Origin of the sequence: Sphingopyxis macrogoltabida, assembly GCF_001314325.1 — a bacterium.
GTDB lineage: Bacteria > Pseudomonadota > Alphaproteobacteria > Sphingomonadales > Sphingomonadaceae > Sphingopyxis > Sphingopyxis macrogoltabida.
On the sequence record NZ_CP009429.1, the window covers coordinates 2,040,797 to 2,063,693 of the forward strand.

Below are 22,897 nucleotides of genomic sequence, written 5' to 3' on the forward strand. Positions count from 1 at the left end.
TGGCAGCCCGCAGGGCTAACGGAGGGGCCGAGCGCAAAGCGCTCGCTGCGCTTGCGGCCCCTCCATTACCGCTTCGCGGCGCCCCCTCCCCGCGGCTACGCCGCAGGGAGGAAAGACCGTCCGCTACCGAACGAAAGCTGTCCCTCGTTCCCCGGATGGCATCAGCAGCCCGATCAGAAATCGACCTGCGTGCGCAGCCCGAAGACGTCGGCCGAATAGTCGCGGTCGCCGGTCGCGCTGGCGATCGCGGCGTCGTTGATCTTCACCCGGCCGTAGTTAGCGGTGATCCGGATATAGTCGATCGGCGCCCACACGACGCCGATCAGCGCGGTGCGCTGGCGCCCGCCGATGATGCCGCCGTCGTTGAGGTCGAGATGGTCGTAGCGTGCATTGATTTCGATCGCGCCGATACCGCCGTCGGTGATCGGCTTGGCCGGCTTCAGACGATCGAAGGCGCCATCCTTATAGCCGCGGCTTTCGCCGGTCAGCACAAAACCCGCCTCGGCATAACCGCCGAAGAAGGTCGGATCGGTATCGCCCGTCCGCCGCATCGTCTGCCAGAAGCCTTCGCCCGCGGCATGGAACGGCCCCGAAACGATGGCGGCCTCGAGCCCCATTCCGCGCTCGCCGCTCGCACCGAGGGCGCGCGTATCGACAAGGCGCAGGTCGGTTGTGTGCACGAACGGCCGCGACCGGTAGCGCAGCGTCGCCGCAGGGTCGTTGAGATCGCGCCAATGCGCCGAGCCGCCGAGATGGAGCTGCGTGTTGCCGAATTTCGGCATCCAGACGACGCGGCCGTCGACGCCGATGCTGTTGTTCGCATCGTCGAGCAGGTCGTTGGCATTGTCGCCGAACACGCCCGCCTGCACCAGCACCGCCTTGCCCTTATATTGCGTCGACAGGCCGACGCGGCGTTCGAAACCGAAGGCCTGGGTGAAAGCCGCACGTTCGGTGAAGCTGGTGAACAGGTCGCTGGTCAGATCGTCGAGCGACGAAAAGGGCTTGAGCTGGCCGGCAGTGACCGACAGCGGCCCGGGGCCGTAAGTCATGTAGACATCGGTCAGTTCGACCGAGCTGTTCGCGATATCGGCTTCGACGCGATAGGAAAAGCCGCCGGGAATCTTGCCGTCGACGCCCAGATAGACACGCCGGAATTCGGTCTTGAGCCCGCCGCGCGCGCCGGTCACCCCGTCGGGGGCGTCGATGCCCGCGAGATCGAGCTGGATACGACCGCGCGGCTTGAAGCTCCAGCCGTCGGCAGTCTTGATCTCGGGCGCACCCTTCCAGCTGATTTCGGTCGCGGGCTTCGCAGTCACTGCCGGGGCGGCGGGAGCGGTCGGTGCCGGAGCGGAGGCGGGCGCCTGCCCCGTTGCGGCGTCGAGCCGCGTTTCGAGCGTCTGGACCTGCGCCTTCAGCGCGGCGAGTTCGGCGCGCAGCGCGGCGGCTTCCTCGGCGCTCATCGCCTGGGCATGGGCGAGCGTCGGGACGCCGAGCATCGAAGTGCCCAGCAGGGCGGCAGTCAGGAAGGAACGCATGGTTGTTGCTCCGTTGCGAAAGGGTGACAAACTCGGGGCGCTGTTATGACCGGTTCATGACAGATGCACGTCAATTGGATGACATTTTTGTTTCACAGATCGATTTTCACACCCCCTTGCCAGCGAAGTGCGAACGGTTAAGGACGTTCCGGTTTTTTCGGGCAACCTTTCACGGGGCGCCCCTTCCGGGAGACCATCATGACGATCAAATTTGACGGGCGCGTTGCTATTGTGACCGGCGCCGGCGGCGGGCTCGGTCGCGCCTATGCGCTCGAACTCGCCCGGCGCGGCGCGAAGGTGGTCGTCAACGACCTCGGCGGCGCGCGCGACGGCACCGGCCATTCGGATGCCGCGCTGCAGGTAGTCGAGGAAATCCGCGCCGCGGGAGGCACCGCCATGTCGAACGGCGGCAGCGTCACCGAATATGAGCAGATGGTCGAAATGGTCGCCAAGGCGAAAGAAGAATGGGGCGGCGTCCACGTCCTGATCAACAATGCCGGCATCCTGCGCGACAAGAGCTTCGCCAAGATGGAGCCCGCCGATTTCGACCTGGTGCTGAAGGTTCATGTGTCGGGCAGCGCCAATGTCACCAAGGCATGCTGGGACATCATGCGCGAACAGGCCTATGGCCGCATCCTGATGACCGCATCGTCGACCGGCCTTTACGGCAATTTCGGTCAGGCCAATTATGGCGCCGCCAAGCTCGGCCTCGCCGGGCTGACCAAGACGCTCCACCTCGAAGGCGCGAAGTATAACATCCGTTGCAACACGATCGCGCCGGTCGCCGGCACGCGGATGACCGAGGACATCTTCCCCGCCGAGCTGTTCGAGAAGTTCACTCCCGAAAATGTCGCGCCCGCCGCGCTGTTCCTGGTCAGCGAGGATGCCCCGACGAACATGATCGTCGGCGCGGGTGCCGGCGCGTTCCACGCCGCCTATGTCACCATGACCCCCGGCGTCGCGCTTCCCGAAGACGAGCGGACCCCCGAAGGCGTTGCCGCCGCCTGGGAGAAGATCATCGACCGCAACGGCGAAACCGTTCCGCAGTCGGGCAGCGAGCAGTCGATGGCCGTGATGCGCGCGCTGCAGGCGCTGGGCTGACGATAGACCCTCCCCGTCGCAAAGCGATGGGGAGGACTTGGCGCATCACTGTATTGACACACCAATACGCTGATGGCATAACGTCGGCGGGGCAAGGGGATCGGACAGAAGGACGACCCCGATGTATAGTGAAAGCGACCTGCAAGCCGCGGTCGATGCGAACGTCTTGACGCCGGAGGCCGCAGCGGCATTCCGGTCGCATATCGCGTCGGTTCGCGCCGCGCCGGGGGCGGATGAGGAATCATTCCGCCTGATTACCGGCTTCAACGATATTTTCGTCAGCATCGCGGCGGTGATCCTGCTCGTCGCGGTCGGCTGGATCGGCGCCTCGATCCATCCCGCGCTCGGCGGCGCCTTCGTCGCCGCGTCGGCGTGGTTCCTTGCCGAATATTTCACCCGCCAGCGCCGCATGGCGCTCCCCAGCATCGTCCTCGTCCTCGCCTTTTCGGGCGGTGTCTTCGCGACGATGGTCGGGTTCCTCGTAAAGCATGGCGAGGATATTTTCGGCAACAATCCGGGCGACACGGTCGGGGCGCTGCTGGTCGGCGGCATCGCGCTCGTCACCGCAGCGGCGACCTGGCTGCACTGGAAACGCTTCATGGTGCCGATCACCGTCGCCGCCGGAACCGCCGCGCTCGCCGCGACGGCTGTTGCGCTCGTGCTCGCGGTGACCGGCGTACCGAGCCCCGACGGCACCTTGCCGATGATCCTCGTGCTGATCGCCGGCCTCGGCGTCTTCACGCTTGCCATGTGGTGGGACTGCAGCGACCGCGTGCGCCAGACGCGGCGCAGCGACGTCGCCTTCTGGCTTCACCTGCTCGCCGCGCCGATGATCGTCCACCCGATCTTCCACCTGCTCGGCGTGACGCAGGGCGACGATATCGGCAGCGGTGCGGCGATCCTCGTCGTCGGCATCTATATCGCTTTCGGGCTCGTCGCGCTGGCGATCGACCGCCGCGCGCTGCTCGTCTCGGCGCTCGCCTATGTGCTCTTCGCGATGACACAGCTCTTCAACACCTTCGGCGCGGTCGAGCTCAACGTCGCGCTGACGGCGTTCGTGATCGGATCGGCGCTGCTGCTGCTATCGGCCTTCTGGCAGAATGCGCGGGCTGCGGTGGTCGGGCTGCTGCCCGAAAATCTGGCCAACCAGTTGCCGGCGACGGCGCGGCCGGTCAGTCCCCAACCAGCTTCATAAGCTTGCGTTCGACGGGGGCGAGCACATTGGAAAGCTCGTCCCCGCGTTTCAAAATCGCCCCGGCTTCGGAGACAAGGGCCCACATGCCCTGCCGGCTCCGCAAGGCGGGGCGTTTTTCGATGCGATATTCGGGCCGCTCGGCGGTGCGGCGAAAGGCCGAGAAGATCGCGGCGTCGCGGTGAAAGTCCATCGCATAGTCGCGCCAATGCCCCGCGGCGACCATGCGGCCATAGAGGTCGAGGATGCGCAGGAGTTCGGTGCGCTCGAAACCGGTCTGCTGCGGTGCCGCCCGGTTCGCGAACGGCAGAGGCGTCACCGTTCCCATCAGGCGCTATTCCGGCTCCCCTTGCGCCGCGGCGCTTGCTCCTCGGCCACTTCGCGTTCGGCGATCAGTACCGCGAGCTGCTTCTGCATCTGTTCGAGCTGGCATTGCAACAGTTCGACCTTCTGCGTCGCAGGATCGAAGGTTTCGCTGCACGGCGTGCCATAGGGCACGAATTCGCGCGCATATTCGGTTGCGTCGAGCAGGGTCGAGCGCGCCGGGATACCGACCATCACCGCGCCCTCGGGCACATCCTTGGTCACCACCGCATTGGCGCCGACGCGCGCGCGGGCATTGACGATGACGGGGCCGAGGATCTGCGCGCCCGAACCCACGATGACGTCGTTTGCCAAGGTCGGGTGGCGCTTGCCTGCGATGCCATTGGCGGGATCGGTGCCGCCCAGCGTCACGCATTGATAGATGGTGACGTTGTCGCCGATCTCGGCAGTCTCGCCGATCACGGTAAAGCCATGGTCGATGAACAGGTGGCGGCCGATCTTGGCGCCCGGGTGGATGTCGATCGCGGTCAGCCAGCGCGAGAAATGATTTACGAAACGCGCGAGGAAGAACAGGTCCGCCTCGAACAGCCAATGCGCAATGCGGTGCATCCCGACCGCCAGCAGGCCCGGATAAAGAAGGATTTCCCAACGCGAACGCGGCGCCGGATCGCGCGCCTTGATCGAATCGAGATAGGCGATCAGCCCGTTGAACATCCGTATGTCCCCTGCGACCCTATTTCTGTACCGGGCAAGATAGATGTTCGACGGCGGCATTTCCACCCCCGAGCGCGTTTTAATCGTCAGCCCCCGAACAGGCCGAGCCGGAGCAACAGCAGCCCTTCGCTCCGCCATCGCCGCTCGCCATCGCGCGCGGCGATCGCCGCGGCCCAGCGGTCGAGCATAAGCAAGGCCTTGTTATCGCTGAAAGACCGAGCTTGCGGCGCTTTCTCGTTTCGCGCATCGGCGAACAATTGCTTGGCATCCGCGACGCCTTGCTGGAGGCTCGCCCCCCACAGCAAACCCCAGCGCGCACCGCCTTCGCCGCCCGACAGCGCGAACAGCGCTTCGCCGAACGCCGCTGCCGCGGCCTTCCGCGCCGCTTCATCCTCGGCGAGCAGCATCGCTTCGGCGGCATCGACGAGCGTGTCGAGCCCCCCCTTGCCGCCCCATGTCACCTGCAATTCGGCAAGCAAGGGCTCACCCTTGGGCAGCGCCGCGGGGTCGCTCGCCAGCAGCGCCGCCATGTCACGCCACCAGGCGAGCTTGATCTGGCCGATCAGCGGCTCGCGCGCATCGTGCAGCAATCTGGTCAGCCGCTCGGCCAGCGCCCAGAGCGCAGCGATGGCGGGGCGCCTCTCGCGAGGCACCGCCACCATCACGCGCGGATCGCGGATGTCCGGATAGGCGGCCGTTTCCGGCGCGTCAGGCGCGATTGCAGACAGCCTTCACCGCCGCGATGACGCGCGGCGTGTCGACGAGCGCCGCCTTTTCGAGATTGTGCGCATAGGGCAGCGGCACGTCCTCGTTGCACACCCGCATCACGGGCGCATCGAGATCGTCGAAGCCGTGCTCCATCGCAACCATCGCGATTTCGCTCGCGATCGAACAGGTCGGCCAGCCTTCCTCGACGACGACCAACCGGTTCGTCTTCTTGAGGCTGGCAAGCACCGTCACCGTATCGAGCGGGCGCAGGGTGCGCAGATCGATCACCTCGGCATCGATCCCCTCGCCCGCCAGCGCGTCGGCGGCTTCGAGCGCGAGCCCGACGCCGATCGAATAGCTGACGATGGTGACATCGCTGCCCGCGCGCATGATCCGCGCCTTGCCGATCGGCAGGACGAAATCATCGACCTCTGGCACCTCGAAGCTGCGGCCGTAGAGCAGCTCGTTTTCGAGGAAGACGACCGGGTCTTCGGTACGGATCGCCGCTTTCAGCAGCCCCTTGGCGTCGGCGGCGTCATAGGGCGAGATCACGATCAGGCCGGGAACGCTGGCATACCAGGGCGCATAATTCTGGCTGTGCTGCGCGCCGACACGCGCCGCGGCGCCGTTCGGACCGCGGAAGACGATCGGGCAGCGCATCTGGCCGCCCGACATATAATTGGTCTTCGCCGCCGAGTTGATGATGTGGTCGATCGCCTGCATCGCGAAGTTGAAGGTCATGAATTCGATGATCGGCCTGAGGCCGCCCATCGCGGCGCCGGTGCCGAGCCCGGCAAAGCCGTACTCGGTGATCGGGGTATCGACGACGCGCTGCGCGCCGAATTCCTCGAGCAGGCCCTGGGTGACCTTGTAGGCGCCCTGATATTCGGCGACTTCCTCGCCCATAACGAAGACGCGGTCGTCCTTGCGCATTTCCTCGGCCATCGCATCGCGCAGCGCCTCGCGGACGGTGAGCTTCGCCATCGCAGTGCCTTCGGGGATCGCGGGATCGGCGGCGCGTTCGGTCGCGGCGGGCTTTTCAGCCGCAGGAGCCGGCGCGGGTGCCGGAGCCGGAGCCGGCTCCGCGGCCTTGGGTTCCTCGGCGGACGCCGGTGCGGGCGTGGCAGCAGGTGCCGCCGCCTCTTCGCCCTCGCCCGTGATCGTCGCGATCACGGTGCCGACCTTCACATTGTCGGTTCCTTCGGCGACGAGGATCTGTCCGACCGTGCCTTCATCGACCGCTTCGAATTCCATCGTCGCCTTGTCGGTTTCGATTTCTGCCAGGATATCGCCCGACTTCACCGTGTCGCCTTCCTTGACGAGCCACTTGGCGAGCGTGCCTTCTTCCATCGTCGGCGACAGCGCCGGCATCTTCAATTCGATGGCCATCTCAATATTGCTCCACCAGCACGTCGGTATAAAGTTCGTGAAGTTCGGGTTCGGGCGCGCTTTCCGCAAAGTCGGCCGATTCCGCGACGATCTGGCGGATTTCCTTGTCGATATCCTTGATCTTCTCTTCGGTGATCCCGGCGTCGACCATCAGCTTCTTGAGATGCTCGATCGCATCCGACTTGTCGCGCACCGCCTGTACTTCCTCGCGGCTGCGATATTTGGCGGGATCGGACATCGAATGGCCGCGATAGCGATAGGTCTTGAGTTCCATCAGCACCGGTCCCTTGCCCGCGCGCACCCATTCGAGCGCCGCTTCGGCGGCACCGCGCACCGCGAGCACATCCATGCCGTCGACCTGCATGCCCGGGATGCGGAAGCTTTCGCCGCGGCGGTAGAGCTGGTCCTCGGCCGACGAGCGGTTGACCGACGTGCCCATCGCATATTGGTTGTTCTCGATCACGAAGATGATCGGCAGCTTCCACAGCTCGGCCATGTTGAAGCTTTCATAGACCTGCCCCTGGTTCGAGGCGCCGTCGCCGAAATAGGCCATGGCGACGCCGCCGTCGCCGCGGTATTTGTGCGCAAAGGCGAGCCCGGTGCCGAGCGACACCTGCGCGCCGACGATGCCGTGGCCGCCGTAGAATTTATGCTCGACGCTGAACATGTGCATCGAACCGCCCTTGCCGCGCGAAATGCCCGCGGCGCGGCCGGTGAGTTCGGCCATGATCACCTTGGGATCGATGCCGTAGGCGAGCATGTGGCCATGGTCGCGATATCCGGTGATGACGCTGTCCTTGTCGCCGTCGAGCGCCGACTGCAGCCCGACCGCCACGGCTTCCTGGCCGATGTAGAGATGGCAGAAACCGCCGATCAGGCCGAGGCCGTAAAGCTGGCCGGCCTTTTCCTCGAAGCGGCGGATGAGCAGCATCTCGCGGTAGAACTTCTCGAGTTCTTCGGGCGTGGCGTCATAGGGTGCGGGATCGCGCGGGGATTCGCGATTGGTCGCGGGAGCTGGGGTGGAAGCGACTTTTTTTGGCGCGGCAGTCTTGCGCGCGGGTGCTTTGGCCAAGGGAGGTTTCCTTTGCATTTAGCCGTTACGGCAAGGCTCCCTATAGGACCGCCATGTCATGCTTGGCAACGCCCCCGAACGGCGGCGCGCCATTGTCTTACGTATGCAGCAAAATAGGAAAAACCACCCGTAGCAGCGCTCAGGGTTTCGCGTCGGGTTCCATCGGAATGATCACCTCGTCCGGGTGATAGGCGCCGAGCTTCTCGCGCACATATTCCTCGGCAAGATCGGGGTCGACGCGCCGCCGGTCGAGCAGGTTGACGCGGTTCTGCAGTTCGTTCTGCCGCTTGGTCAGCTCGGTCAGGACGACGCGCTTCTTCTCGACCGACTGGCCATAGTCGCCCCAGGCATAAAGCCCGGTCGGACCAAAGATGATATAGCCGATCATCGCCAACACTGCGATCACCGCCACCGCGGGGCCAACGGCCCGGTTCATCGATTTACGGAATTTGTGGCGCTGCGTCATTTCGGCCCTTGAATCAGAGTTGATTCGTGGCGTCAAGGCGTCATTGCCCGTCTCTCCACAGCATCCCGACGAAATATGCGCAGCCTCTGCCGCTATTGCGACGAACGACACCTGGTACCACGGGACTCGCCGCTATTTTCGTTGACGATGCAACTATGTCCCTGATCGCCTGGCGCAACGGGCACGCCCTTCGAGAAAATCAACGTCATCGAATGCGCCCCGCCCATGCTGGGCGGCATATGGGCGATAGGCCGCAAAACGCGAAACACGTCACCTTTTTCGCGTTTCACTGCGCCCGAACCGACGAGTTGCGAGATTCCCATCTGACTGGGAAGCACGAGATATTTTTCGACCTTCGATTTCGAAACGACCTGCCCCGGCTCGACCTTTACCAGCCCCGCCGGCCAATAGCGTACGGCGTCGGCCCAAGTCGCTGCATCGAAACCCTTCGGCACCGCAGCGTCCGTCTCCCGGGCTGATGCGATCTGTCCCGACGGCAGGGAAATTCCCTGCGGCGAATAGGTCGCAAACACCGCGTCAGGCTCGCGCTGCAGAGAGGAGCGGATCGAGGCGAGCGACCTTTGGGCATCGGGCTCGCCGAGCTCGCTGAAATAGTTCGGGCATCCAGCCGGCGCGATCTGCACCTTGTCTGGCGAAACGCCGGTGACCCCCGAGGCCGATGTTCCGCCCGGCGCTGCCTTCAACGAAGACGCCACCACCTGGTGCACCCGCCCGGTCGCGCCGCGCAGCCGCCAGATCATCGATTCATAAGAAGTCAGGATCAAATAAAGCGGCCTCGAACCCGGCTCGATCGTCACGTCGATCAAATTGGTCTCGCTGTCCTGGCCGCCGATCACCGCCGACGAAATGGCCTGACCGTCATAGGCGCCAAAAACAAGCAGCTGCGCATCGGGCGGCAATACCGCAAGGTTACAGATCGGAGCATTGCGCGCCGTCCGAATTTGCTGCACGCGATCCGCGATTTGAGCATATTCTTCCTTCGACAGCGTCCCGTCGCCGTCGCTGTCGAAGCGTTTGAACAATTGTTCGGCGCGCGCGATCAATTCGACCGCAGTCAGCTTGCCGTCACCGTCCGGATCCAGCGCCAGAAAGCCGTCGAACGAACGGTCGCGGCGGCCGCCGCGTTCGCGGTCCGCCGCTTCGCGCAAGGTCACGACGCCATCGCCGTCGGCGTCGTAAAGCCCCATCATCGCCTCGGCCTCCCGCGACCGCTGATCGGCGTCGCGGCCGGCCCCCCGTTCGATTTCCGCGCGCGTCACGCGAAAATCGCCGTCATAATCATATGACAGTATCTGCTGGATGTTCCGCGCCCGCTCCTGCGTTTCGCCCTGCAACCGCTGAAAATCGATGTCGGCCCGGTCGAGGCCGTCACCGTCCCGGTCGATCGCTCGAAGGCGGCTTACCACCTGGGCGATATATTGTTCGACATGGGCACCGGGGTTGAGTCCTTCGGCCAGCGGTTCGGCGATTTCGGCCAAGCCATTCTCTTGCGAAGCCTTCGCCACCGCCGCCACGACCACCGCGGTTGCCATCGCCGCCGCGCCCGCTGCCAGAGCTCTTTTGCCTTTGACCCGCATGCAGCTCTACCCCTGCCAAACCGGCCGATGACCGGCCGGCCGATTTATCAGCGCGGGGTTAACGCATGCCTATCCGCGATCCATCCCATCAACCGAAAATCGCCGCGCCGGGATAGCGCGCCATGTCGCCCAGCTCTTCCTCGATGCGGATGAGCTGGTTGTACTTGGCGAGCCGGTCGGAGCGCGCGAGGCTGCCGGTCTTGATCTGGCCGCAGTTGGTGGCGACCGCGAGGTCGGCGATGGTCGAATCCTCGGTCTCGCCGGAGCGGTGCGACATCACCGCAGTGTAGCGCGCGCGGTGCGCCATATCGACCGCGTCGAGCGTTTCGCTAAGCGTGCCGATCTGGTTGACCTTGACGAGCAGCGAGTTGGCGAGGCCGTCCTTGATGCCCTGTTCCAGCCGCAGCGGGTTGGTGACGAACAGATCGTCGCCGACGAGCTGGCACTTGTCGCCGACGAGGTCGGTGAGCGCCTTCCAGCCGGTGAAGTCGTCTTCGCTCATGCCGTCCTCGATCGACTTGATCGGGTAATCCTTGACGAGCGCGGCAAGATATTCTGCCATCTGTTCGGGGCTGAGCGACAGCTTCTCACCGCTGATCTCATACTTGCCGTTCTTGAAGAATTCGGTCGCGGCGCAATCGAGCGCGAGCACGACGTCGGTGCCGAGCTTGAAGCCCGCCTGGTCGATCGACGCCGCGATGAAGTCGAGCGCGTCGCGCGTCGAGGCGAGGTTCGGGGCAAAGCCGCCCTCGTCGCCGACCGCGGTCGCAAGACCCTTCGCCGACAGGCCTTTCTTCAGCGTGTGGAAGATTTCGCTGCCCCAGCGCACCGCCTCAGCGATGCTGCCGGCGCCGACGGGCATGATCATGAATTCCTGCACGTCGATCGGATTGTCGGCATGCTCGCCGCCGTTGATGATGTTCATCATCGGCACCGGCAGCGTGCGCGCCGAGACGCCGCCGACATAGCGATAGAGCGGCAGGCCGCGCGCGTCGGCGGCGGCCTTCGCGGCGGCGAGGCTGACGCCGAGGATCGCATTGGCGCCGAGGCGGCTCTTGTTCGCCGTGCCATCGAGGTCGATCATCGCCATGTCGATTTCGCGCTGGTCCTCGGCATCGAGGCCGATGAGCGCTTCGGCGATCTCGCCGTTCACCGCCGCGACCGCCTTGGTCACGCCCTTGCCGAGATAACGGCCCTTGTCGCCGTCGCGCAGTTCGACCGCCTCATGCGCGCCGGTCGACGCGCCCGAGGGCACCGCGGCGCGGCCGAAGCTGCCATCCTCGAGCAACACGTCGACTTCGACGGTCGGATTACCGCGGCTGTCGAGGATTTCGCGGCCGTGGATGTCGATGATGGCGGTCATGGTTCGGGTCCTGCTGATGGCCGCAGACGGGCCGGATGGGAAAGGCGCCCGCCTGTTATCGACGGCTTGCCGCTAGTGCAACCGTTCGATCGGCCGTGCAGGAATTTTGCTGGGCTATGGAACCATTGGGCGCGCCTTGCTATATATCCAGACAGGACCAAAGGGGACGTTTGCGAATGCAACGCCCGACATAAGAAGAAGAGGACAAAGCCGATGGCCAAAGCCGCTACTCCCGCGACGAAGAAAGTTGCCGCTCCCCGTCCCAAGGCGCCCGCGAAGGCCGCCGCCACCAAGGCCGCGCCCGCGCGCAAGCCCGTTGCAGCAAAGGCCGCCAAGGATCATCCGATCCGCGACCAGATCGCCGCGACGCGCGATACCATCAAATCCGAAGCATCGAAGAAGGCCGCCTCGCTGAAAGACGAAGCGACGGCGCTGAAGAACCAGGCCTCGGCGAAGGCGCGTGACGCCGCGACCAAGGGCAAGGACAAGGCCGCCGAAGCCGTCGGCAGTCTCGCCAAGCTGCTTGAGGACAGCGCCGGCACCGTCGATACGAAGTTCGGCAAGCAATATGGCGACTATGCCCGTTCGGCAGCTTCGACCGTCGCCGGCCTTGCGACGACGCTCGACAAGAAGGATCTCGACGAACTCGCCGCTTCGACCAAGGATATGGTCAAGAAGAACCCGGCGATCGCCGTCGGCGCCGCCACGGTGATCGGCTTTGTCCTTGCCCGCATGCTCAAGGGCTCGAACAACGGCTGATCCGACTTGCCCTCTCCCGATCATGACACCCCGCCTTCCCCGGATCAGCGCAGCTTTGATGGCATAAGTCACGGCTACGCTCCCGGCGGGCGGCCGGTCACGCCGCCGCCGGTGCCGCTCGAAAAGATCGTCGGCGACGTCGTCGACAATCTGCAATCGGCCGCGGAAGCCGAACTGACCCTGCTCAAGGCGCGCGGCGCGCTGGCGTACCACGGCGCCGGCTGGACCTCGGCATGGGGCTTCGTCGCCGCGTGCGCGTTGCTTGTCGCGATGCTGGCGCTGGCGTTCGGGGCGATCCTCGTGCTTGCCCAGCATATCGGGCCGTTGCTCGCGACGCTGATCGTCTTTGCGGTGCTGCTGGCGATTGCCGCCTTTGCCGGATGGCGCGCGCGCCTCAGCTATGGCGACGTCAAAGCGGCGTTTCGTGACGATCTGCTGGCGGAGGGAGACGATTGATGCGCCCTTCAAGGACCCGCCTGATCAACGCCGCGCGGCGATCGATGATCGAACGTGCCGAATTGCGCCGCAAGCTGGGGGTGGCCGGCAACGCGTTCAAGCCCGGCGCCTTGCTCAGCCGCGGCAAATATCGCGTCGGGGAAAAGGTCGACGATGCCGCGCATGCGGTTCGCAAGGAATTTCAGAGCAACCGCCTGCCCATCGCGCTCGCCGCAGTGGCGGGCGTCGCGTGGCTGTTTCGCGAACCGATCAAGGAACATGTGCCCAAACTCGGGCGCAAAATACAGAAACTTGCGGCCTCGGTCGCCGACCGGCTGCACCCCGGTGACGCCGAACCAGCCGATGACGACGATATCGAGATAGTGGAGGACGATGATGAAGCCGCTCAGTGAAACCGCCAACGACGCCCGCGCCAAAGCGAGCGAACTTGCCGAGAAGACCGCCGAAAATGCCCGCGCGACCGCCGAGGCAGCAAAGGCGCGCATCCAGGACGGTTACGGCCGCGCGCGTGCCGCAACCGGCGAGCTTGCCGCAAAGGCAAGCGAACAGGCCGAGGTCGCACGCGAAGCCGCGGGTCAGGCTTATGAGAAAGGCAAGGTGCAGGCCAAGCGCGCGGGCAGCAAGCTCAAGACGGTGGCCGAGGAACAGCCGCTGGCATTGCTCGCCGGCGCGGTCGCGGTCGGGGCGCTGCTCGGTTCGTTGCTTCCCAAGGGCCGCAAGGACGAGGACTGAGGCGGACTTGCCGGAAAGGCGCTGCACTGGTAGGGGCGCGCCTCTTCCCCTCCCCCAGCGCTAACCCGCAAGGAAAGCAGTCATGAGCAAATTGCATCTCGTGTTCGGCGGACGCGTCAGCGATCCGCAGACGCTCGACTTCGTCGATCTCAGCAATCTGGACGTCGTCGGGCTGTTCCCCGACTATAAGTCTGCCGAAAAGGCGTGGCGCGCCGCCGCGCAGCGCACCGTCGACGATGCCGAGATGAAATATGTCGTCGTCCATCTGCACAAGCTGCTGCAGCCGGACGCAGAGTAAACCCTTCGTCATTGCGAGCGTAGCGAAGCAATCCAGAGTAGGCGTAAACAGCCCTGGATTGCTTCGCTACGCTCGCAATGACGCGAATTAAGAGTCAGCGGAAATTGTCGGCGTATGCCTGAATCTTGAGCGTCCGCACCGGCGTCGCCATCACCTCGACGTCGATGCCGTTTTTCTCGGCATAGGCGAGCGCCTCTTCCTGCGTCGCAAAGCCCAGCCGCAACTGGCGCTGCGTGTCGCCGCTACCAGCCCAGCCCATCAGCGGGTCGGCCTTGCGCGCTTCGGCAGGCGCGAATTCCAGCATCCAGCGCTGCGTTCCCGCGCGCCCCGACTGCATGGCATTCTTGGGCTTCTGGAAAATACGCGCTTTCATCGGGTCGTCCTGATCAGGTGGCTGTGCCGCCGCCTTAGCGCCAAGCCTTTCCAACGAAAAGAGGGAAAGCCCCGGTGCAATCCTTTCCATCGTCACCCCGGACTTGATCCGGGGTCCATTTGCGCCGGCGCTGGAAGAATGGATCCCGGATCAAGTCCGGGATGACGAAGATTTGGACGGATTGGGGCAGCTATTGCGCGTCGCGGCGTGCCTGTGCCGCTTTGGTCATCAGCGTCGGACGCGCATTCGCCGGGTCGTCGGGCCAGCTATGCTTGGGATAGCGGCCGCGCATCTCCTTCGCGACCTCCGCCCAGCTACCGCTCCAGAAGGAGGCGATGTCGCGCGTCGTCTGGATCGGGCGATGCGCGGGCGACGTAAGCGCAAGGACGAGCGGCACCGAAGGATCGCCGATCACCGGATGGCGCGCGAGCGAGAACATCTCCTGCGCGCGCACGGCAACCGTCGGGCCGCCGTCGGCGCCATAATCGATCGCGTGCCGGCTACCCGCCGGCGTCAGATAATCGGCCGGCGCCAACTTTTCGAGCAACTGCCGCGCGGGCCAGTCGAGCAGCGCGAGCAGTGCGTCGGCGAGCCGCTGGTCGCCGATATCGCGGAGCCCGCGCGATTTTTCGAGCAGCGGCGCGAGCCAGATGTCGAGGCTGTCGGCGAGCGCTGGGGCCGACAGCGTATCGAGCCCCGCGAACGACGCCCGCTGGCGCAGCGCGTGCGATGCCGGCCCCCAGCCGATGAGCCCGAGCCCCTTGTCGCGCACCGCGACAAGACGCACCGCGACATCGTCTTCGGCGCCCTCGCTGCGCCCTGCCTGCCCGCTCACCAGCGCGATAGCCCCGAGCCGGCGTTCGCGGCGATGGTCGACGCGGTCGGTCGCGGCGTCGTAGCTGCTCGCCTGATGCGACACGACCTGGCCAGCGAAAATGGCCTCGACCTCGGCGCGGTCGATCGCCGCCGCGGCGAGGATGCGTACCCCCGCAGCATGTCCCTGCGCATCGGCAATCGCGAGCCACTCGCTGCCCGCCAGCGGGTCGAGCGGATCAATGCGATAGGCGCGCCCGCCCACACTCAGATAGTCGCCGCGCTGGCCCGCGCGCGCACGCGCCACCCGGTCGGGCCAGGCCGTCGCGATCCAGCCCCCGACCGAACGCGTATCGATGGCGCCCGTACCGGTCGCCAGCTTTTCGCCGATGCCGGCCAGTCGCCGCGCGAGGCGCCACGCCCCTTCGGCGCGGTCGCCTTTCGCTCCCTTCCAGCGCGCGAGCCGTGCCTCGACATCGACGCCGCGTCCGCCGAGCCCCGGCTCGGTAAGCAGCACCGCCAGCCGCGCCGCCAGTTCGCCCTCGCCCGCACGCGCCGCATCGAGCAGCATATGCGCGAGGGGGACCGGCAACGGGATGGCGGCAAGCGCTTTGCCGTGCGCGGTGATGCGCCCGTCGGCGGTCAGCGCCCCGATCGCCTGCAGCCGCGATTTCGCTTCGGCGATCGCGGCTGGCGACGGCGGGTCGAGCCAGCCGAGCTGGCGCGGGTCGACGATGCCCCAGCTCGCGCAATCGAGCACAACGGGCATCAGATCATTCTCGTGGATTTCGGGCGGGTCGAACGGCGGCATCCCTGCCGTCGCGGGTGCTTCCCACAGGCGATAGGCCACCCCCGGCCCCTGCCGCGCCGCACGCCCGGCACGCTGGGTGGCCGACGCCTGACTCGCGCGTTCGGTGACGAGGCGCGCGATGCCCGCCGCCTTGTCGAAGCGCGGGCGGCGGGACAGGCCAGCGTCGATGACGATCCGCACGCCCTCGATCGTCAGACTGGTTTCGGCGATGCTCGTCGCGAGGATCAGCTTGCGCCCGCCGTCGGGGTCGCGGACGAGCGCCCGGCGCTGCATCGCGGGATCGATCTGGCCGTGCAGGCGATGGACGACGAGCGGCAGGCGCGCATCCTCGACGGCTTGTGCAGCGCGTTCGATATCGGCGGCACCGGGCAGGAAGGCGAGCATGTCGCCCTCACCCTCGTCGGCGAGCGCCTGCCGCACCGCGCCCAGCACGCTTGCCTCCAGCCGGTCCTCGGCCCGGCGACCGATATGACGGAGTTCGAGCGGCCAGATCTTGCCTTCGCTCCGCACCACCGGCGCATCGCCGAGCAGCGCCCCGAAGCGCGCCCCATCGAGCGTCGCCGACATCGCGACGAGGCGGAGATCGTCGCGCAGCCCCTGTTGCGCGTCGATCGCCAGCGCCAGCGCGAAATCGCCGTCGAGGCTGCGTTCATGGACTTCATCGAACAGCACCGCCGACACGCCCGCGAGTTCGGGATCGGCGAGGATGCGGTTGCGGAACAGCCCCGGCGTCATCACGAGCAGGCGCGTGTCCTTCGACTGTTTGCTGTCGAGGCGAGTTGCATAGCCGACCGGCCCGCCGACCGCGACGCCCATCTCCTCGGCGATCCGCTCGGCCGCGGCGCGCGCGGCGAGGCGCCGCGGCGACAGCAGCCACACCTGCCCCTTGCACCACGGCTGATCGAGCAGGGCCGGGGCGACACGCGTCGTCTTGCCCGCGCCGGGCGGCGCGACGACGACCGCATTGGGTTTCAGGACCAGCGCCGCCATGATGTCGGGGAGCACGATATCGATCGGGAGCGGCACCGTCATGCGCGCGCCGCCGGATTGCCGAGTTCGGCGTTGAGCCGGAAGGCTTCGGAAGCGAGCCGCGTCACCATCGCGGGCGACACTTCGGCCTCCGCGGTTAGCACCAGATTACCAAGCTCGTATTTTCCGCTCGCCCTGATCCGCGGTTCGATATCGCGCAGCCGCTTGCCGCGCCAGAAGCCAAGCAGGACGCGGTTCTCTTCGGCGCGGATCAGAATGCACGGACCATTCGCCAGAAAGACGAGATTGGTCCATTTGATCGTTTCCTCGAAAGGCGCGGCAGCCATGATCGCGGCGCGCATCATCTCGCAGCGCTCGCGCTGCCAGCTCGACAGCGCGGCGATATAGGCATCGGGGCTTTCGGCGGCCGGCCCCATCGTCATCGCGCCGGGCTCAATAGGCGCGCGCGACTGCGAAGGCGACAGCTTCGGTCAGCGCCGCTTTCGCCTGGCTGGCGCGGAAGCCGCCGATCGCGTCGACCGCGCGCTGGCCATAATGACGCGCGCGCGCGAGCGTGTCGGCGATCGTGTCATGCTTGCGGAGCAGGCTGGTCGCGAAAGCAAGATCCTCGTCCGATGTGCGATGACCGACGATCGCCTGCTTCCAGAACTCGCGCTCTTCGGCGCTGCCGCGAGCATAGGCAAGGATGACGGGAAGCGTGACCTTGCCGTCGCGGAAGTCGTCGCCGACCCCCTTCCCCATCGTCTCGGCGTCCGAAACATAATCGATCGCATCGTCGACGAGCTGGAAGGCGATGCCGAGGTTGCGGCCATAGGCGTCGAGTGCCGCTTCGGTGGCTTCGTCGCGTTCGGCGACGACCGCCGCAATCTTGCACGCCGCCGCGAACAGTTCGGCAGTCTTGGCGTTGATGATGGCGAGATACTGGTCTTCGCTCGTCTCGATCCGGCGCTGCGCCGACAACTGGTTGACCTCGCCCTCGGCGATCACCGCCGACGCGCGGCTCAAGATCTTCAGTACCTTCAGCGACCCGTCCTCGACCATCACCTCGAAAGCGCGGCTGAACAGGAAATCGCCGACGAGCACCGAGGCGCTGTTGCCCCAGATGATGTTCGCGGTCTTGCGGCCGCGGCGGAGGTCGGACTTGTCGACGACATCGTCGTGAAGGAGCGTCGCGGTATGGATGAACTCGACCGCCGCGGCGAGCTTGCAATGGCGGCGGCCGGGGTAGTCGAGCAGCTTGCCGCAGGCGAGCGTCAGCATGGGCCGCATCCGCTTGCCGCCGCCGGCGATCAGATGGCCGGCAAGTTCGGGAATCAAAGGAACCTCGGACTGCATCCGGTCGAGAATGACCGAATTCACCTCGTTCATATCGGCGGCGACGAGCGCCATCATCGGGTCGAGCGAGGGCGGCCGGTCGCCGTGCAGTTGGTGGATTTCCGCAGTCATGACGTGGGCCGCCTTGGCGCCGCGGCCGCGATTTTGCAACGACTTTCGGCTTGCCTTGCAGCCCTGCGCGGTGCCAAGCGTGCCAGGCACAAGAGGAGCCGCGTACCCATGGACGACCAACTGAGCCGCTATCGCCAGAGCATCGACAATATCGACGCGGCGCTCGTCTATATGCTGGCCGAACGGTTCAAGGTGACGAAGGCGGTGGGCGAGCTCAAGGCGAAGGGCGGCCTGCCCCCGGCAGACCCGGCCCGCGAGGAGCGGCAGATCGAACGGCTGCGCGACCTCGCGCGCGACGCCGATCTCGACCCCGAATTCAGCGAGAAATTCCTGCGCTTCATCATCGACGAGGTGATCCGCCATCATGAGCAGGCGAAGCGGGAGAATGGCGCATGAGCACGCACCCGATCTTCGGTCGCTGGCCCGCCGAACATCCCGACCGGCTGCAGCTCTTCTCGGCACCGACGCCGAACGGCGTCAAGGTCGGCATCATGCTCGAGGAAACGGGCCTGCCCTACGAGCCGCACCGCATCGACATCATGGCGAACGAAAGCCACGATCCGGCCTTTCTCGCGCTCAATCCCAACGGCAAGATTCCGGCGATCTACGATCCCGACGGGCCCGGCGGCAAGCCGCTGGCATTGTTCGAATCGGGGGCGATCCTGATCTATCTCGCCGACAAGAGCGGACAGTTCCTGCCGGCCGATGCGGGCGGGCGTTACGAAGCGATCCAGTGGGTGATGTGGCAAATGGGCGGCGTTGGCCCGATGTTCGGCCAGCTCGGCTTCTTCCACAAATTCGCCGGCAAGGATTATGAGGACAAGCGCCCGCGCGATCGTTACGCGACCGAATCCGCGCGGCTGCTCGGCGTCCTCGACGACCGGTTGGCGAACCGTGAATGGGTGATGGGCGACGATTACGGCATCGCCGATATCTCGCTGCTCGGCTGGGTGCGCAACCTGATCGGCTTCTACGGCGCGCGCGACATCGTCGGGTTCGACCGGTTCGGGAATGTCCAGCGCTGGCTCGATGCCGGGCTCGCCCGACCTGCGGTACAGCGCGGGCTGGAGGTAACGGCGGCCTGAGCGCCGGCCGCGTAAACCGCCGCTTCGGCCGGAAACCCGGCTCCTGCTAACGGCAGGTTCATCCATCCGATGCTGTAGCGCGGGCCGATGGAAAGCCTTCTCGACTTCTACCGCCCGCTCAGCGGAGCGCTCGGAATCAGCACGGGCGCGTCCGACAGCCTGCTCCACGTCCACGGCGGCATGATCGTCCTGTTTCTCGCCCGGATCGCGACGCGGCGTTCGCTCGCGACATGGACGCCGTTCCTGTTCGTCCTTGCGGCGGCGATTGCAAAGGAGGTTGCCGACCGCTTCGCGCACGGCAGTTGGCGGATGCCTGACAGCGGATTCGATATCCTCAATACGATTTTCTGGCCGTTCGTGCTGATGGTGGGGCTCCGGTGGCGCCGCGCCCATCCCGATCGGGGGGCTACAGCCGCGGAGACCGGACCTAGCGCTGACTAGCCGGCCGGCAGCCGGAGCCGCACCAGCAGCCCGCCCAGATCCTCGCTCTCTTCGAGCGCGATGCTGCCGCCATAGATTTCGGCGACGTCGCGGACGATCGCCAGCCCCAGCCCCGTGCCCGGCTTGCCGCTGTCGAGCCGCACGCCGCGGTCGATGACGCGATCGCGATCGGCGAGCGATATCCCGGCCCCGTCGTCCTCGACCAGTATCTCGGCCATCTCGCCATCGCGCTGGATTGTGACGAAGACGCTGCCGCCGCCATATTTGGCCGCATTCTCGAGCAAATTCCCGACCAGTTCGTCGAGATCCTGACGCTCGACCCGCGCGACGATTGTCTTGTCGCCCGCGACATCGAGCCGCACGTCGGGATAGAGCGCCGCGACGGCGCGCGACACGCTGTTCGCGCTGTCCCAGACGACCGCGCGCGCCTGTGCCGCCCCGCGCCGACCGACGGCGCGTGCACGCGCCAGATGGTGGTCGACCTGCCGCTGCATCGTCGCCGCTTCGCGCCGCACCGTGTCGGCAAGCTCCGAGTCCGAACTCGTCGCGCTGTTGACGAGGACGGTGAGCGGGGTCTTGAGCGCATGCGCGAGATTGCCCGCATGCAGCCGTGCTTCCTCGGCCTGTTTCTCGTTGTGCGCGAGCAAGGCATTGAGTTCGTCGACCATCGGCTGCACCTCGAGCGGCAGCGGTGCGGTAACGCGCCGGTGATGTCCCCCGCGCATCGCCGCGATCGCGCGGCGGATGTGGCGGAGCGGCCACAGGCCATAGAAGGTCTGGAGGGCAGCGAGAATGATGAGCCCGAGCCCGAGCAATGCAAGGCTGGGAATCAGCGTCGCGCGCACGGCGCCGACCTGCAGGTCGAGTGCTTCGCGCGACTGGGCGATCTGGTATCGCCAGTTCACCTTGCTCCCCGGCAACAGGACGTTGCGTTCAAGCACGCGCAACTCCTCGTCGGGGAATTGCGTGCTGTCGTAGGTGTGGATTTCATCGTCGACGTGCGGCGTCGGCGCTTTCAGCGAGCGCTCCCACAGCGAACGCGAGCGATAGGGCTCCTGCTCGCCGCCGCTGATCTGCCAGTAAAGGCCGCTATAAGGTTCTAGGAAGCGCTGATCGCCGAGCGGTTCGATCAGCCGCACCTCGCCGTCGGGGCCGATCTCCGACGAGCGGATCATCGCGATCAGCACATATTCGAGGCTCGAATCGAAATTGCGCGTAATCGCCCCGGTCAGCACCCGGTCGAGCGCAAAGCCGCCGCCGATCAGCAGCACCGAAATCCACAGCGCCGCAATCGCGATCATCCGGCGCGCCAGAGAGCCGGTGATGCGACTGGTCAGCGCCGCGGGTTTCGCCGCCTCGGTATCGGCTGCGGGGGCCGGGGCGTCGGCCTCGGCCATCACTTAGCCCTGCGGATCGTCGAGCTGGTAACCGAGGCCGCGGATCGTCGTGATGATGTCGGCGCCCAGCTTTTTGCGGATACGCGTCACAAACACTTCGATCGTGTTCGAATCGCGGTCGAAATCCTGATCGTAAATATGTTCGATCAGTTCGGTCCGCGACACGACCTTGCCCTTGTGGTGGAGCAGGTACGACAACAGCTTATATTCCTGCGCCGTCAGCTTCACCGGCGCACCATCGAGCGTCACACGGCCCGAGCGCGTATCGAGACGGACGTCGCCCGCGATGAGTTCGCTCGACGCATTGCCCGCGGCGCGGCGGATCAGCGCGCGCAGGCGGGCGATCAGCTCTTCGGTCTGGAACGGCTTGGCCAGATAGTCGTCGGCGCCGGCGTCGAGCCCTGCCACCTTGTCCGACCAGCTGTCGCGCGCGGTCAGGACGAGCACCGGGAAATTGCGCTTTTCCTTGCGCCAGCGGTCGAGCACAGTGAGCCCGTCGATCTCGGGCAAGCCGAGGTCGAGGATCGCGGCGTCGTAGCTTTCGGTCGAGCCCAGGAAATGCCCGTCCTCACCGTCGGTCGCGAGATCGACGGCATAGCCGGCGCCCTCCAGCGTCGCCTTGAGCTGCGGGCCGAGCGTGGGTTCGTCTTCGACAATCAAAATCCGCATTCAGGCGCCTTTCCTCTGCGCACCGGACCGGCCGGCCGCTATGTTTCGACTGTGTATCAAGTCCGGACGGTCATCGCAAAATCTCGTTGCGATGGCGCCCGCTGGGAATGTCAGGGTTTGCGTCCGACGATCCGGCCGGTGCGGGCGTCGACATAGACGACGACGACCTGGCTGCCGTCCATGAACTTCAGCGCATAGATCATCCGGCGCGCATCGAACTGCGGGCCGCCGAGATAGGTCATGTCGTTATAGGGCGGACGCGATTTCACATCGGCGATCAGCCGGCCGAGCGGGATCACCTGCCCCTGCGCCGCGGCTTCGCGCAGATTGTCCTGGTCGCGGTCGCCGCGCGCGGCCGCCGGCGCCCCTGCGGTGAGCATCAGTGCCGAAGCAGCGGCGGAGAGGATGAGCGTGCGGATCATGCCCCGATACCTAGTGCGAACGCATTGAATAGGTGATGAATGGCCGGGTCAGCCCCTGTTTTGTTTCGGCGTTCCGGTTTCGGCCATGGCCTCCGGGGCCATGGTGGGCGCGACAGGGATTGAACCTGTGACCCCACCCGTGTGAAGGGTGTGCTCTACCGCTGAGCTACGCGCCCGTCCGGTGCCGACCGAAGTCCGGCGTCCGAAAGCCGGACGTCCATAGCCGCTGCGGCGATGATTGCAACGGCCTTTGCTCGATCTTCACGCACAAACAGGTCCGGCACATGCAAATCGGGCCGCAGCAGATGCCGCGGCCCGAGATGTTTTTCACCAGAAGGTGCCGGCAATCAGTTGCAGGCGTCCTTGAGGGCCTTGCCGGCCTTGAACTTCGGCTGGTTCGACGCCGCGATGGTCATCGTTTCGCCGGTGCGCGGGTTGCGGCCGGTCGACGCCTTGCGCTTGCTGACCGAGAACGTCCCGAAACCGACCAGACGGACTTCGCCGCCCTTCTTCAGTGCCGCGGTGACCGCGTCGAAAACGGCTTCAACCGCCTTGCTCGCATCGCCCTTGGTAAGGCCGCTCGAGTCAGCGACGGTGGCGATCAGGTCTTGTTTGTTCATGCCTAAGGAACCCCTGCAGATGGTTGGTTAAAATGATTCATGGCCCGAAGCCATGGCGCGCCACTAACGCTGTTTGACCCTGCCTTGTCAAAGCAAAAAAGGCCGAAAAACGCCCCAAAATGA

Annotated in this window: 27 protein-coding genes and 1 tRNA gene; 10 read left to right on the top strand and 18 right to left on the bottom strand. The window is 65.8% G+C overall.

From position 1 onward, the window contains the following. Positions 1 to 173: 173 nt before the first annotated feature. Positions 174 to 1,535, bottom strand: a complete 1,362-nt coding sequence (locus LH19_RS10170) for an OprO/OprP family phosphate-selective porin (protein WP_054727577.1) — start codon at positions 1,533 to 1,535, stop codon at positions 174 to 176. Between the two features lie 198 nt (positions 1,536 to 1,733). Here LH19_RS10170 and LH19_RS10175 point away from each other — a divergent pair, with 198 nt between their 5' ends. Both LH19_RS10175 and LH19_RS10180 read left to right on the top strand, forming a co-directional pair. Continuing rightward, the gene (locus tag LH19_RS10175) at positions 1,734 to 2,636 is read left to right on the top strand and encodes an SDR family oxidoreductase (protein WP_054727579.1); all 903 of its coding nucleotides are present in this window, start codon (positions 1,734 to 1,736) and stop codon (positions 2,634 to 2,636) included. A 121-nt stretch (positions 2,637 to 2,757) separates the two neighbouring features. Beyond that, positions 2,758 to 3,831 carry a hypothetical protein gene (locus LH19_RS10180; protein WP_054727581.1) on the top strand — a complete coding sequence of 358 codons (1,074 nt, stop codon included), beginning with the start codon at positions 2,758 to 2,760 and terminating at the stop codon, positions 3,829 to 3,831. On the opposite strand, the gene LH19_RS10185 is transcribed toward LH19_RS10180, so the two are convergent. The 8 genes from LH19_RS10185 to eno all read right to left on the bottom strand — a co-directional run bounded on the left by LH19_RS10185 (position 3,809) and on the right by eno (position 11,462). Further along, entirely contained in the window at positions 3,809 to 4,156 is a 348-nt protein-coding gene (locus tag LH19_RS10185; protein WP_054727583.1) for a DUF2794 domain-containing protein, read from the bottom strand. The genes LH19_RS10180 and LH19_RS10185 overlap by 23 nt on opposite strands. After that, positions 4,156 to 4,866, bottom strand: coding sequence for a serine O-acetyltransferase EpsC (gene epsC, locus LH19_RS10190; protein ID WP_054727586.1), 711 nt, complete (start codon positions 4,864 to 4,866; stop codon positions 4,156 to 4,158). Before epsC ends, LH19_RS10185 begins: the two co-directional genes overlap by 1 nt. An 86-nt stretch (positions 4,867 to 4,952) precedes the next feature. Beyond that, positions 4,953 to 5,528 (bottom strand): squalene/phytoene synthase family protein, encoded by a 576-nt coding sequence (locus LH19_RS10195; RefSeq protein WP_234716133.1) that lies wholly within the window; start codon positions 5,526 to 5,528, stop codon positions 4,953 to 4,955. 46 nt (positions 5,529 to 5,574) lie between these two features. Next, positions 5,575 to 6,963 (bottom strand): pyruvate dehydrogenase complex E1 component subunit beta, encoded by a 1,389-nt coding sequence (locus LH19_RS10200; RefSeq protein ID WP_054727590.1) that lies wholly within the window; start codon positions 6,961 to 6,963, stop codon positions 5,575 to 5,577. A 1-nt stretch (position 6,964) separates the two neighbouring features. Next, positions 6,965 to 8,035 (bottom strand): pyruvate dehydrogenase (acetyl-transferring) E1 component subunit alpha, encoded by a 1,071-nt coding sequence (pdhA, locus tag LH19_RS10205; RefSeq protein ID WP_054727592.1) that lies wholly within the window; start codon positions 8,033 to 8,035, stop codon positions 6,965 to 6,967. A gap of 139 nt (positions 8,036 to 8,174) precedes the next feature. Continuing rightward, entirely contained in the window at positions 8,175 to 8,501 is a 327-nt protein-coding gene (locus LH19_RS10210; RefSeq protein ID WP_054588038.1) for an FtsB family cell division protein, read from the bottom strand. A 92-nt stretch (positions 8,502 to 8,593) separates the two neighbouring features. Beyond that, a complete protein-coding gene (locus tag LH19_RS10215; protein ID WP_158514411.1) occupies positions 8,594 to 10,054 on the bottom strand; it encodes an EF-hand domain-containing protein in 1,461 nt (486 codons plus the stop codon). Between the two features lie 133 nt (positions 10,055 to 10,187). After that, on the bottom strand, positions 10,188 to 11,462 hold the full coding sequence (eno, locus tag LH19_RS10220) for a phosphopyruvate hydratase (RefSeq protein WP_054727597.1): 1,275 nt from the start codon (positions 11,460 to 11,462) through the stop codon (positions 10,188 to 10,190). Between the two features lie 213 nt (positions 11,463 to 11,675). Between eno and LH19_RS10225 the strand changes: the two genes are divergently transcribed. The 5 genes from LH19_RS10225 to LH19_RS10245 all read left to right on the top strand — a co-directional run bounded on the left by LH19_RS10225 (position 11,676) and on the right by LH19_RS10245 (position 13,707). Then, positions 11,676 to 12,221 carry a hypothetical protein gene (locus LH19_RS10225; RefSeq protein WP_054727599.1) on the top strand — a complete coding sequence of 182 codons (546 nt, stop codon included), beginning with the start codon at positions 11,676 to 11,678 and terminating at the stop codon, positions 12,219 to 12,221. Positions 12,222 to 12,227: 6 nt separating this feature from the next. Then, a complete protein-coding gene (locus LH19_RS10230) occupies positions 12,228 to 12,677 on the top strand; it encodes a phage holin family protein (RefSeq protein WP_054727601.1) in 450 nt (149 codons plus the stop codon). Next, positions 12,677 to 13,069 (top strand): hypothetical protein, encoded by a 393-nt coding sequence (locus tag LH19_RS10235; RefSeq protein ID WP_054727603.1) that lies wholly within the window; start codon positions 12,677 to 12,679, stop codon positions 13,067 to 13,069. Before LH19_RS10230 ends, LH19_RS10235 begins: the two co-directional genes overlap by 1 nt. Then, positions 13,050 to 13,409: a hypothetical protein gene (locus LH19_RS10240; RefSeq protein WP_234716134.1), complete on the top strand. Its 360-nt coding sequence runs from the start codon at positions 13,050 to 13,052 to the stop codon at positions 13,407 to 13,409. The genes LH19_RS10235 and LH19_RS10240 overlap by 20 nt, the downstream gene beginning before the upstream one ends. A gap of 82 nt (positions 13,410 to 13,491) precedes the next feature. After that, positions 13,492 to 13,707, top strand: a complete 216-nt coding sequence (locus LH19_RS10245; RefSeq protein WP_054588045.1) for a DUF4170 domain-containing protein — start codon at positions 13,492 to 13,494, stop codon at positions 13,705 to 13,707. A 94-nt stretch (positions 13,708 to 13,801) separates the two neighbouring features. On the opposite strand, the gene LH19_RS10250 is transcribed toward LH19_RS10245, so the two are convergent. The 4 genes from LH19_RS10250 to LH19_RS10265 all read right to left on the bottom strand — a co-directional run bounded on the left by LH19_RS10250 (position 13,802) and on the right by LH19_RS10265 (position 18,140). Next, positions 13,802 to 14,080, bottom strand: coding sequence for an ETC complex I subunit (locus LH19_RS10250; RefSeq protein WP_054727606.1), 279 nt, complete (start codon positions 14,078 to 14,080; stop codon positions 13,802 to 13,804). A 190-nt stretch (positions 14,081 to 14,270) separates the two neighbouring features. Next, positions 14,271 to 16,736 (bottom strand): ATP-dependent helicase HrpB, encoded by a 2,466-nt coding sequence (gene hrpB / locus LH19_RS10255; protein WP_054727609.1) that lies wholly within the window; start codon positions 16,734 to 16,736, stop codon positions 14,271 to 14,273. Continuing rightward, entirely contained in the window at positions 16,733 to 17,116 is a 384-nt protein-coding gene (locus tag LH19_RS10260; protein WP_054727611.1) for a DUF1801 domain-containing protein, read from the bottom strand. Before LH19_RS10260 ends, hrpB begins: the two co-directional genes overlap by 4 nt. Before the next feature lie 10 nt (positions 17,117 to 17,126). After that, positions 17,127 to 18,140 carry a polyprenyl synthetase family protein gene (locus LH19_RS10265; protein ID WP_054733332.1) on the bottom strand — a complete coding sequence of 338 codons (1,014 nt, stop codon included), beginning with the start codon at positions 18,138 to 18,140 and terminating at the stop codon, positions 17,127 to 17,129. A gap of 108 nt (positions 18,141 to 18,248) precedes the next feature. Here LH19_RS10265 and LH19_RS10270 point away from each other — a divergent pair, with 108 nt between their 5' ends. From LH19_RS10270 to LH19_RS10280, 3 genes are all read left to right on the top strand, one after another. Continuing rightward, complete coding sequence (locus LH19_RS10270; RefSeq protein ID WP_054588049.1) at positions 18,249 to 18,536, top strand: chorismate mutase; 288 nt, start codon at positions 18,249 to 18,251, stop codon at positions 18,534 to 18,536. Next, positions 18,533 to 19,225 (top strand): glutathione S-transferase N-terminal domain-containing protein, encoded by a 693-nt coding sequence (locus LH19_RS10275; RefSeq protein ID WP_054727613.1) that lies wholly within the window; start codon positions 18,533 to 18,535, stop codon positions 19,223 to 19,225. The genes LH19_RS10270 and LH19_RS10275 overlap by 4 nt, the downstream gene beginning before the upstream one ends. Before the next feature lie 87 nt (positions 19,226 to 19,312). Beyond that, on the top strand, positions 19,313 to 19,666 hold the full coding sequence (locus LH19_RS10280; RefSeq protein ID WP_054727615.1) for a hypothetical protein: 354 nt from the start codon (positions 19,313 to 19,315) through the stop codon (positions 19,664 to 19,666). Here the strand turns inward: LH19_RS10280 and LH19_RS10285 are convergent. From LH19_RS10285 to LH19_RS10305, 5 genes are all read right to left on the bottom strand, one after another. After that, a complete protein-coding gene (locus LH19_RS10285; protein ID WP_054733334.1) occupies positions 19,663 to 20,967 on the bottom strand; it encodes a sensor histidine kinase in 1,305 nt (434 codons plus the stop codon). The genes LH19_RS10280 and LH19_RS10285 overlap by 4 nt on opposite strands. Positions 20,968 to 21,066: 99 nt before the next feature. Beyond that, complete coding sequence (locus LH19_RS10290) at positions 21,067 to 21,732, bottom strand: response regulator transcription factor (RefSeq protein ID WP_054727617.1); 666 nt, start codon at positions 21,730 to 21,732, stop codon at positions 21,067 to 21,069. Between the two features lie 110 nt (positions 21,733 to 21,842). After that, positions 21,843 to 22,154 carry a hypothetical protein gene (locus LH19_RS10295; RefSeq protein ID WP_054727619.1) on the bottom strand — a complete coding sequence of 104 codons (312 nt, stop codon included), beginning with the start codon at positions 22,152 to 22,154 and terminating at the stop codon, positions 21,843 to 21,845. Positions 22,155 to 22,255: 101 nt separating this feature from the next. Continuing rightward, positions 22,256 to 22,330: transfer RNA gene (locus LH19_RS10300), tRNA-Val, on the bottom strand. 171 nt (positions 22,331 to 22,501) lie between these two features. After that, positions 22,502 to 22,774, bottom strand: a complete 273-nt coding sequence (locus LH19_RS10305; protein WP_054588053.1) for an HU family DNA-binding protein — start codon at positions 22,772 to 22,774, stop codon at positions 22,502 to 22,504. Between the last annotated feature and the right edge of the window lie 123 nt (positions 22,775 to 22,897).